The sequence below is a fragment of the Dictyobacter arantiisoli genome (assembly GCF_008326305.1).
Lineage (GTDB): Bacteria > Chloroflexota > Ktedonobacteria > Ktedonobacterales > Ktedonobacteraceae > Dictyobacter > Dictyobacter arantiisoli.
This window is the reverse complement of the sequence record NZ_BIXY01000101.1, coordinates 1-10,994: the sequence shown is the minus strand read 5'-3', so window position 1 is coordinate 10,994 and position 10,994 is coordinate 1. Positions and strand designations below refer to the sequence as shown.

Below are 10,994 nucleotides of genomic sequence, written 5' to 3'. Positions count from 1 at the left end.
TCTGGTCGTGTGGGAAGTTTTACGTGTCCGTGGCAGCGATGGTTAACTGGACCTGATAGCCGAGGGTTTCGAGACGGCGAACCAACCGTTTTTGTACCGCCTGGCGATCATGTTCATCAAAGTAGTGGCCACCCTTCCAGGGTGGAGTTGTACTCAAAACTTCCCACCGAAGGCGCTCCAGGAGAGGTGGGAACAGGCATCGCAGGGTTCCTCTCACCATGGGTGGAAGATGTGCGTTTCACTCTACCTTTACGGGTGGCTGCTATTTTGATTTGAGCTCCGCTCAAGACGAATTTTCCCTTTTTCATCTGGTACACAGCCTGTTTTTTTCTACCAGATTCATCCATATGTTTGGTGAGGCTAAACTTCAATCTATCCTAAATGAGATTAAAGACGCCGCCGAGATTTTCCCAGCCGGTGAGGGAAGGGAACCAGCGCGAGCCATTCCAGGCTTTATGATACATAGCATTGTCGGTGCCAAGCCCGAAGATATCGAGGCGATGCGGAGACCATGTTGTGACTCCTGCACTGGGGTTGCGAGGATTACTCGCAGCCAGAACATGAGTACTGAACAAAGGTAGAGCGTTCCCTGCAAGAATGACAGTGGCAATCCCGGCTAACATTGTGCGCCGGGATACGCTATTGCCTGCCAGGCTGGATACATGTCCAGGGGCAGATTTATACTCGTCCATTGCGTTACTCTCCAATAATAGTGATGGTCTATGCTTGTTTACTCCTTTTTTATTGTACTGACTCACAAAAAAGATACTGTTATCAAGAAAGCAACCTCGCAACTGCACTGATCTCAATGTGGCCGGTCGAAGTCCCTCCGACCAGCCGCTCTCTCATCTCAACTCAGATAGAAACCAGCATATGGATCTGTTTTTCTGCCTGGCTGTCTGGATGTGACTTCAAGGTCAGAAAACTGCTGAGGCACATCCTTAAACAATCGCCATTTCAAGAAATCAACAATGCGTGTATACTGTCTCCAGTTGTCACGTATGTCTGTTTGAATTATAATGTCACTTAATGACAAAGGTCAATGGGAGAAAAAGGGTAATGAATGACATGGTCCCTTCACCACACGACGAATCGCAGCCAATGAGTTTACGAGAACGCAAGAAACGTCTGGCTCAAACAACCATTGAAGAGGCAGCCCTCCGGCTGTTTCAACAACGGGGATACGAGCACACCTCCATCCAGGACATTGCTGATGCGGTGATGATGTCACCACGCACCTTTTTTCGCTATTTTGCGTCCAAAGAGGAGGTGCTCTTTGGGCCAATACATGCGGTCCAGAGTGATGGTATCCGCTCTCTGCAACAAGCGGCGTCATCGGAGTCACCGCTTGTTGCACTCCGAACGACCTTTGGGTACCTGGCTAGCCTGTATCAGCAGCAACGGGCCAGCTTTCTGATCCGCTATCAGGTGGCAAAGCAGACCCCATCGATCGCTTCCATCTATCTCTATGCGATGATGGAAGCAGAGCCAGCCTTCTGTGATGCTCTTTACGTCCATCTGGAATCTGTCACAGACCGCAATAAGATTCGTTTCCTGGTTGCTATCTACATGACAGCGTTTCGTGTGGCCCTTGAGGAGTGGATGGAGAATGGGGTGCAGGGAGATCTTGTCTCCTTGCTTGGAGAGTACCTGGAATACTTCTCATCTCTTTCACTCTAATTTGTGGCTAAGTGCCACCCGTAAAGGACAATACTGCTTCAATAGGAGGAATCTCGACGAATACAGTAGGTGCGTGCCGAGGTCGCAACCGAGGCGCGCTTTCATATTGCTCGTACCGAAATATTACCCATACAACTGTAATGTCCTAAAAACATCTTCCGCTGGTCAGATGGTCTACAGGCGCGATTGCTCGTATGATGAACGGGAAAGCGCATTTGTCGAGATAGCTTTTTTTGTTTTTATTCTATTTGCTTGCTTGCTTCAATTCTATACCAGCCGTTGCCTTTGACGGCGTTTTTGCCGATGTGGATGAGTTCGCCGATGAGGAGGTAGGGGAGCAGTTCGGTGAGATTTCCTGTGAAGGTGGCCTGCCCGATGAGTCCGCCGATAGGGGTGGCGCGTTTCTGGCGATTGGAGTAGCTACGCAGATCTTGCCAGATGGTTTGATCATTGCTACAACTGATGGCGTCGGCTTGCTGCAAAAGCTGATCTCGCTCTTCTTTGCTGAGGATGAGTTCGGCATTGCCATAGTGGCGTTCGAGGGCATAGTAGCGTTCCAGCAGGCGTTGCAGAAGAGGGCGGAATTCGGCTCGCTTGATGAGATGTTCGCGATCCACCAGACGCAGCGGGGTGAGGAATGTCAGGGTGACACTGTCTGCATTGAGTTGTGTTGCCCGTTCCAGGCAGTCGGCGACGTGGACGCTGATGATGGGTGTGTTGACCAGCGGATTCCCTGCGGTATAAATGCTCTGCCGTTGCTGGGTCCAGGGATGGATCACTTCTACCTGTTCGACATGGAAGCGTCCCCGTCGGCCAGCGTTTTCATTGAGCCGTTGACCAAGCCCTTCCGCTTCGAGCTCAGAGATGGAGAGCATGATGTAGGGGAGCAGATTGACGATATGTCCGAAAAGGGTCATACCAAACGAGAAGGCTTCTCCCGGTTGATAGCAGTGCGCGCCTTCTCGTGGCGGGATAATGACATAGGGGCGCTGAATATCCTGACCGCCGACGTTATCCTCCCGCAAAGGGGCGACGATTGAGCTGACGGGACAGATCTCGTTGAGTGGGCAGGACGCGCAGGTGACGGCGCTTTTGTTGGTACAGAAGCGCGTCCAGAGCGCGTGAAAGAAGCTACCACGCAAGGCGGCTCCGCTATACATATCCAATGATACGGCTGTGGTGGCTCGTACGGTAAACCAGAGATGGGTAGTGGTGAGTGCGGCGGATCGAAGCAAAGTCTGCATCCTGTGTCTCTCTTTCTTTTCTTTTCTTATAGTTTAGATAATACGATTTCATGGCCTGGGTCAGGTGTCTCAGAGAAGCGCTGATACCAGCTATAGCTACGCGAGGAGCGTATCTGCTCATAAGGTAGAACGATATGGCGCAGAATACGGTCTTTGTGCAGGACAATCTTCGCTGTGCTATAGATGTTGGCTTTATCGAAGGTCAGTTGAGCGCCACAGTCATCGAGCATCTGTAAGGTTCCATGAGTTGAATACGTATGCATGATCGGCGCGGTCAGATGGACAAAATCGCCTGCGGGTGACTTATCACTATATTGTGGAGATTCCAGGATCTGGAGAAAGCCTCCGCGTTTGCCCAGATAGTTAATCTGCAAAAGCAGGTCTGGCAGGATCTCGACGAGAGGATTACTTTCGTCAAGCTGGCAGGCGAGTTGGAGGCTGCCACGATAGTTGACATATTCACGATAGGCAATGGTTGGCTGGAGCGGAAATTCTTTCTCATCCCGTGCTCTCTGTGCCTTCTCAGGATTATTCTTATCCTTGAGCTCACGCCTGATTTTACTGAAACTTTTAAGGATGATTAACTCCTGCGGTGGCTCTAGAAAGAGGTCGAGATCGCGCAAGAAGGGAAACAGCCGTTCCCCTTCCGCGAGACCACGACTCTGTATCGCTGTTGAGAGCAAGGCCATTTTGATAGCAAAAGGTGTTGGCACCAACAATGTTTTTCCTCCCGATGACGTGGCGTTGGCCGGGCGCAAGGAGAAGAATGAAACCGGTTGATACTGAGCCGTTATCAACATCGCCTGATCTCCTTTGCTAGCGTGCCAGAGCCTGGGGAGCGCTGTTATCGATAACCTCACGCATGAGCACCGCGAAATCGCTCAAGCTATCAAAGTTCTCAAGCTTGACGCGTTCAGGTCCTTTGCCGTTGAGGGCGGTAACGATTTTCTCGGCCTGCTCACGATACGCAAAACGGTTGTGCTGTCCACCAATAATCGGACTCAGCAACGGTGCGGGGATTGCACTGGTGCTGCGTGAGAGGAAACCCTCCAGAGCAACCAGATGGGGCATCTGTGTGGAACGCATGGCACCGTTGAGTTCGAGGAAGGTATAAAGAACGCTCTCCAGCAGTAGTGCCATGCGGCGCTGGCGCTCGTCTTCGTCAATGGCATAGCTCTGCGTAATGTCATTGTAGCCAATACGATGCAGTTCCAGGTGGCAGACCAACGCATAGACTCCACTTGAGGAGGGACGATAGAAGATGTTTTGTCCCTTATTCGAGCCACTCTTCTGCTGCCCATCCGCATCCTCCTGGCGCTGGCTCTCACCCAGTTCACGCACATATTTCGCATGGAAATAGCTCTCGGTACGAGTCAATTCAGGGATGGCGGCAACCCAGCCAAACTCGCAGACCGATTTACGCGGAACCGAGCGTTTCTCTGCGGTCACCAGAATACCGCCAATATCATCCATGGCGCAACGTTGCAGCATCTGATCGATAAAGGTCGCGTTTTTGATCCCTTTCGTCGTTGCCATAAAGGTATCATCTGCGTTAATGCGGTTCACATTGAACTGACGGCAACTCTCACAGAGGGCCATCGACTCTTCTTTAGCGCGGCGATAAAAATGTTCCATCAACACATGTTTTAGCATGTCACCAGAGATGGCATTCACATTATGCATTTGCTGATCATCGCCCACCACATCAATCATCCGAGTCTGGATCTGGTTCCCCTCGCCTCCTTCATTATTGAGGCTATGCATATTGAGCGTCATTCGTGCCGCGATAGAGAGTGAAACAATAGGATTGGTCATGATCGTGAGATCCTTTCTACAATATTACGCTTCTTCATCAGATGTTTCAGCGTCGTTATCTTGCTCTTGTTCTTGCTCGTCAATGGTATCAGGCGTATCGTTGCGGATTTCATCGGGATTGAGAGCCTCATAGCGTGCGTATCCATGGGCCAGCAACATGGACGCAATCAGCTCAGTGGGATAAAGGTCCAGCAATTCTTCGACTTCACTGATATCTCTGGTGCTTACCGGATAGCGAAGCTTGTAGTTGTTATAATCTTGTTTGGTCAGGCGGCGTTGGAGGCGGCGTGCAACCTTCTCTTCTTCACGTGCTGTCTCGACGTTATAGCTCACTAGAAACTGATTCAGTGCAATCAGGAAGTCATCGCGGCGGCGTGCTTTGCGCATCAGTTCCTGCTCCAGACCGTAGCGCACCTCATACTTCGTATCATTGTCCTGGCTCCGGCGGCGTTGGGTCCGAATCGTGGCTTCACGGATCGCTGTCGCGATACTGCGAAAGCCAGCTTTTTCGGTGATAGTGCGCAATGAGGGTTGATTCTGTTGTTGTTGTAACACGAGATATTCCATTCCTTTCAGTGTCAGTTGTGGAAGCCAGCGTTTGACATCCTTTTCGTGTTCGCGTTGGCGAAAGAGATAGCTGCCATACCGGGCGGCAAAGAGCCAGAAGGATCGGAGATCGTGGCCGGAGAGAAAATCGCGATAGCTATGGAGAAGTGTCACCTCCTCACTATACTCCTTCCCCTGATAGCCCTCGATGCGTCGGATAATGCGCAGATGCTCTTGCAGAAACAACTCTGCCTCATCAACCGCCTGGAGCGTCGAGAGCCGGGGAAACCAGCTCGGGATATTGATCGTCGCGACATTCATTGTGGCATGGGCGCTCCCCATATCCTTGTACGATGTCACCGCAAAGCCCTGCACGATACTGATCAGCGGCTGCTCATCTTGCTGATCATCTTCTTGTTGTTGTGTGGTAATTTCGGTACGGCGATGCTTGACCAGAACCTGTGTGAGGCGCAAAGCCGCCAGAATATCTTGCTTGACGGCTGTACTCGACCAACAGATCGCACGAAAATCCTGCATGATACTGTTCAGCGTGCCCAGTTCAACCACCTGAGGCACCACCACATAGGTTTTGCGATCCTTACTCCCTTTCATCACATAGGGAGCGGACCCGACCATAAAGCCCTTGAACTTGAGCAGTTCGAGGAGCCAGAAGCTATCCAGGCCACCATTCGAGAGACGATATCCTTTGGGGAGATTCGAGCCCTTCCCGGTGGTTGGATTAATGGCCTGGACAGCGGTGACCAGTGCTTTTCCGACGATATGCTCCTCCTTCGCAAATGTGTTCCAGCGCTGGATTGCCAGTGGAAGGTTGTTTGCTCGTTCCGAGAAGAGATCATAGAGCTGTACAATGACCTGCCATTGTTGCGTCGTCGTCAGGCTATTCCAGCGCAGCACAATCTCGTTGAAGGTATCAGCCACCTTCATGACATTGATCGCCATATACTGTGCCAGTTCGGGCCGTGGCCCTTGTGCCAGGACTTTTTCAAGGTCTGGCTCTTTCCGTAGCCGTGCCTCAGGGGTCCGTAATGAGACGGGAAGTGCTTTAAGCTGAAGTGATAGTGTCTTCTGCTTTGCTTGCTCTGCTTCATAATCAAAACCATCCTGAAGCGTGCGCCCCTTCTTCGCCTGCTTCTCATCCTGTTTGGCTGTGATCAAGGGCCCAAGCAGGAAAATGGACTTCTCGCTCTGTAACTCTTCCCGCCGCAGCGCACAGGGAAAGGTGATGCTCTGCGAATCACCTTGATTGTGCAGCACAATTCCCCGATGAGGTTTCTCCAGACACTTCAATACCAGCCGGACCAGTTCCGCTGCCCCCAGAAGTAGCAGCGTATCCGCCGATGTATCGTATATCTTGTTGATATACAGTCTATTCATGCTCTGTCCTTGTACAACAATAGTATCAGTATAGTTGTTTGTTTCCCTGATATCTCTTTTTACTCTCATAAACGCTACAGCGCATAGAAATCGGCCCGCTGATCTGCCAGGCGGAGCGCACGAACGATAAGGAAGGCTAACCAGGTTTCCAGGCGTGCCTGTTCGTCGGAAACATCACAGCGTGTGAGTGCGGGCGGCGTGACGTTTTTGGGAAATTCGCCTTTTTTGAGTTCCAACGTGAGTTGAGCCAGATCATAGGCCCAGGGACTTTCGCGCTGGACACTTTTGAGTGCGGTATCGATGGTAGGTAGCGCGCTCGGGTGGATATGTGTTTCACCATATTCGTGGGCATCGGTGGTGTGGTGATGCGCAATAGCAGTACAGGTGGCGCGTAAAACTGCCATCATGGGATCTTTTCCATTGAGGATGCCAAGACTGTGCCTCAGGAAGCGCCGGCTGACAGCTACACCTTCACAGGCATGGTGTGGACGTTTTATGCCTTGCTGAGAAAGTTCTTGTTGCCAGTCTCGTTCTTTGGATGAGCCAGAAAGATAGTTCGTCTTGGCAAAGAAGAAGGAAGAGGCTGGTTCGTGATAAGGGGTCGACCATTGGCCTTTCTCGTAACGTAGACGCTGCCATGCGCGTGCCCAGCGTTGCCAGCGGCGGTCGAGTTTGCCGAGATCATGTGTGGCGATGGCGAGCTGGATGGCGTGATCGATGCTGCCAGGTTTCAAATACATGCGCTCTTCCAGACTGCTCATACTATAGGAGAGTTCGTCATACAATACGTAGTGATAGGCATCGGCGAGGCCACCAATATGCTGCTCATAGTTCTGCTGGCGTGTTGGTTTTTTGTGAACCGCGTCATCACTGCGTTCCCGTTTTGAGCTCTGATAGGGATGCTCCTGGAGCTGTTGCCGCCAGCTCTCCGAGAGTGGCAGACGTCCATCCAGAAAGACCAGTCCCAGGGCGGGATGATAGGTGGCAAGTTGGCCGGGGAGCGCAATCATCAGAGCGCCCACAACCTCTTCTGGATTGGTCACATGATCCCAGGTATAGGTGTTGACGGCGCGATTATCCTCTTCATCGTCCGGTTGTGCGGTGGCCTTGAGGATTGGTTTCTTGCACAGCCAGTCCAATCCAAGCTCTGCTTGATAGTTCTTCAAACGCTGCCAGTGTTTTCCTTGCAACTGGCCGGGATGGACGCCAAAGCTTTCATAGCGCCAGGGTTCGGTAGTAATTTCTTCCGGTTCGTCGTGAAGGATGATCTGAATCTGTGTCACATCGCGAATCAGGTTAGCCGCCGTGCTCTGGTTCCGGGTCAGATCCTGAAGACGCGTGGTGATGGTATCCTGAAGTTCATCCCGATGTGCTTCATAGCGTGCCAGCAGATCCAGATCAGCCGTGCTATGAACCTGATTGATAATTTCCTGTTCCTGGGCAAAGCCAACCACCTGCTGATCATAGGCGGCCAACGCATCCCAGGTAGTGCGACAGAGTTCCGCAGGATAAGGAAGCGGCGAGACTGGCTGTCCCTGCTCGTCCTCTCCCAGGGGATAGATCCTGACCTGTCCGTGTTGTTGCTCAAAGCGAGCACAGCGACCAGCGCGCTGGACAATACTGTTAGCGGGCGCAAGTTCGGTATGCAGCACCTGCACCGAGATATCCAATCCCACCTCGACCACCTGGGTCGCGATCACAATCACATCCTTCTCACCCTGATACTCCCCATTGATCCATTGCTCTTTGCCCAGTAAGCGCTGTAGATCCTCACCTTGCTGCTTGCGATCAGCATCCGTAAAGCGACTATGGAGTAACTTCAGCTCAATATCTCTCCCATCGTGCTTGAGAAGAGCATCCAGATGAAGGTAGAGTTCCTGGGCTCGTTGTACCGTGTTGCAGACTGCCAGCGTGCAGCGATCATGATGCGTGAGTACCGCCTGCGCATCCAATGGTGCCGTCGCGCGGATAAAGGCGCGCTGGCGTTCCTTGTTCAGAGCCACCAGCTCCTCCGCGCTGGCGGTAATCACTTCTGCATCAAGCATCTGAGCAAGCTTCTCGACCAGGGGACGGGACATCGTCGCGCTCATCAAAATGAAGCGATTGACCCCTTTGAGCAAGCGGAGCATTTCCAGGCAGGTCGTCAAGGCACCCTGATAACTGCGTCCATCCTGAGCCAGTGGATACAGATGTGGCTCGTCAATAATGAGATAGGAGCTGCTGACAGCCGCGACATTAATATTGGCTTGTCGAGCACTCACACCATAGGGCATCCCTAACGCGCTGGCCAGCAGCTGATCAATCGTACAGGCCGTGATCATCGACTCGAAGCAAGGATCAAGCGGCGAGTCGCCCGTCTGGATCGAGAGTAGTTCCCGTCCAAAATGCTGATAGCGTGCCGTTAACTTTGCAAAATACTCTGGTGCGATATCTTCGTCAAGCAACTTCTGACAGGATGTTTGAAATTGCGTCGCCAGCACACGCATCGGAACCACATAAAGCGCTTTATAAGGAAGACACTGATCACAGAAGAGACGATTCTGAAAGAAAGGGATTATGCTGGCATCGGTTTTGCCACTGCCTGTGGGCGTGACCAGGATCACATTCTTTTTCTGCATCAGCTTATCCAGGACGCGTTCCTGATAGGGATAGAGCTCAAACATGGCTATTTCTCCTTGCGAAACAAACGGCGATCAAAGACCCGTGGATTATGCGCCGACGGCTGCCCAGGCTGATCGATCTGATAGAGTGCCATGAAACGGCGTACATGCTGAATGACGCGCTCGCGCAACGCAATAGGCTCCAACACTTCACAATCAGCGCCCCAGCCACGAATCCACGGCTCAATCTCAGTCATATCCCCGATCTCAGCCGACCATTCACAGCCATCGCGTGTCAATTGAAGGACCTGAGTAGGATGCCAGCGCGTCTCTCGGACCCGTTTTGTCACAGTAGAGTGAAAGCGGAGCCGAACCTTCACCGGTTCCTCATCGCCATACATCACACCCCAGGCATGGCGCAGCAACGCGGGGCCATTGAAATCCGCTGGCACCGCAAAGGACGTATTCATCAACTCCGCCTTCTGAATACGTTCAAGCTTAAAAGTACGCAGATCCTTTGCCAGGCTGCTGAAGCCAATTGCATAGATCGTGCGTCCAATCGCCGAGGGTTCGAGCAGATAGGGATCAAAGAAACACTCGAACTCCCCATACTTAGGGGATTGATAGAGAATACGAAGCCGATGGCGTGTGATCCAGCCACTTGTGAGCACCTGGAAAATCTGTGACAGATCCCGTTGCCTCTCAGCCTGAGGAAGATCATCATCCGAAAAGAGCAGCAGACGCAGCAACTCATTCTGCTGTTCCTGGAGCGTCGGTGGAAGCGCATCCACCAGCTTTTTCAGCGCCATAGAGATATGCCAGTTCTGCTCATCCTGAATCTGCGCCAGCAACCGACCAGCCAGATAGAGGCCGCCCGCCTCAGCATAACTCAAAGAGATCGTCAGCCGAGGAATCACCGCCCCCTCCACCAGCTTCCACACATGCCTCTCTGGATAAAGTGGCAGCAAGCCCGAATGACTAAGCTCCTTCAGATACTCATAGACCGTATCCTCATTCACATCCAGGCGAGCCGCGATATCCTTCGCCCGCCACTCCGGCTTCTCCACCGAAAACATCTTCATAATCAAAAGTAGACGTTCCAGCTTCTTAAAGCTATCAGTCTTCATAACAGCACCTCCAACCGTGATATGCCAAGTATACGGACTCGCACCCCCCTGGTTCATCGGAAAAGCCCGCCAGCCAAAAAAACTCCTCAAAATTAACCATCTAAGCTCAGAGAATCCTCCCAAAACCGCCCATCTCGCAACCCGCTTCGAAAATCGCCAGAGAAAAAGCGGACAACAATCCTAATTAGGACACAAATCCGCCCTAATTAAGTAATCGAGACCATGTATAAGATAACAGAGGATGATTCGAAGCGCAAAAGTGCATCCGAAAATCCTACCGTGATTGCACACAAAAACCGATTTTCGAAACCCCTTGACCAGAGCGCCAAAATCGCGTATAAATGAAGAGAACACGTAACTCTCAGACGCCAAAATAAGGCCCTTGCCAGGATCACAGGTCATATTTGCCAAAAAAAGCTATTGCGCACCCCTCGGTTGCAGAGACATCGATCCGAAAGAGGATACTCTTCTGAAAAATACAAAAGAAACCAGCCCCTCAAGCGATTTGGGAAGCTGGTTGTAATTCCACCTGATAACCCAGTTTCTCTAAACGCCTAACGAGTCGTTTCTCGATGGATTGCCGATTT

At 51.8% G+C, this 10,994-nt stretch carries 9 protein-coding genes; 1 reads left to right on the top strand and 8 read right to left on the bottom strand.

The annotated features are described in order from the left end of the window. Positions 1 to 19: 19 nt before the first annotated feature. Together F1593_RS28630 and F1593_RS23985 are read right to left on the bottom strand one after the other, a co-directional pair. On the bottom strand, positions 20 to 157 hold the full coding sequence (locus tag F1593_RS28630; RefSeq protein ID WP_172632408.1) for a hypothetical protein: 138 nt from the start codon (positions 155 to 157) through the stop codon (positions 20 to 22). Between the two features lie 220 nt (positions 158 to 377). Then, a complete protein-coding gene (locus F1593_RS23985; RefSeq protein ID WP_149404093.1) occupies positions 378 to 692 on the bottom strand; it encodes a hypothetical protein in 315 nt (104 codons plus the stop codon). 367 nt (positions 693 to 1,059) lie between these two features. On the opposite strand from F1593_RS23985, the gene F1593_RS23980 reads away from it, so the two are divergent. Continuing rightward, positions 1,060 to 1,680, top strand: coding sequence for a TetR/AcrR family transcriptional regulator (locus tag F1593_RS23980; RefSeq protein ID WP_149404092.1), 621 nt, complete (start codon positions 1,060 to 1,062; stop codon positions 1,678 to 1,680). A 239-nt stretch (positions 1,681 to 1,919) separates the two neighbouring features. On the opposite strand, the gene cas6 is transcribed toward F1593_RS23980, so the two are convergent. The 6 genes from cas6 to F1593_RS23950 form a co-directional block, all read right to left on the bottom strand. Continuing rightward, positions 1,920 to 2,924, bottom strand: coding sequence for a CRISPR system precrRNA processing endoribonuclease RAMP protein Cas6 (gene cas6, locus F1593_RS23975; protein WP_149404091.1), 1,005 nt, complete (start codon positions 2,922 to 2,924; stop codon positions 1,920 to 1,922). Between the two features lie 26 nt (positions 2,925 to 2,950). Beyond that, a complete protein-coding gene (locus F1593_RS23970) occupies positions 2,951 to 3,724 on the bottom strand; it encodes a hypothetical protein (RefSeq protein ID WP_149404090.1) in 774 nt (257 codons plus the stop codon). A 16-nt stretch (positions 3,725 to 3,740) separates the two neighbouring features. After that, on the bottom strand, positions 3,741 to 4,739 hold the full coding sequence (locus tag F1593_RS23965) for a DevR family CRISPR-associated autoregulator (protein WP_149404089.1): 999 nt from the start codon (positions 4,737 to 4,739) through the stop codon (positions 3,741 to 3,743). A 24-nt stretch (positions 4,740 to 4,763) separates the two neighbouring features. Continuing rightward, positions 4,764 to 6,680 (bottom strand): hypothetical protein, encoded by a 1,917-nt coding sequence (locus F1593_RS23960; protein ID WP_149404088.1) that lies wholly within the window; start codon positions 6,678 to 6,680, stop codon positions 4,764 to 4,766. A 74-nt stretch (positions 6,681 to 6,754) separates the two neighbouring features. Continuing rightward, positions 6,755 to 9,343 (bottom strand): CRISPR-associated helicase Cas3', encoded by a 2,589-nt coding sequence (gene cas3 / locus F1593_RS23955; protein ID WP_149404087.1) that lies wholly within the window; start codon positions 9,341 to 9,343, stop codon positions 6,755 to 6,757. Positions 9,344 to 9,345: 2 nt separating this feature from the next. Next, positions 9,346 to 10,407, bottom strand: a complete 1,062-nt coding sequence (locus F1593_RS23950; RefSeq protein WP_172632407.1) for a helix-turn-helix transcriptional regulator — start codon at positions 10,405 to 10,407, stop codon at positions 9,346 to 9,348. Positions 10,408 to 10,994 lie beyond the last annotated feature (587 nt).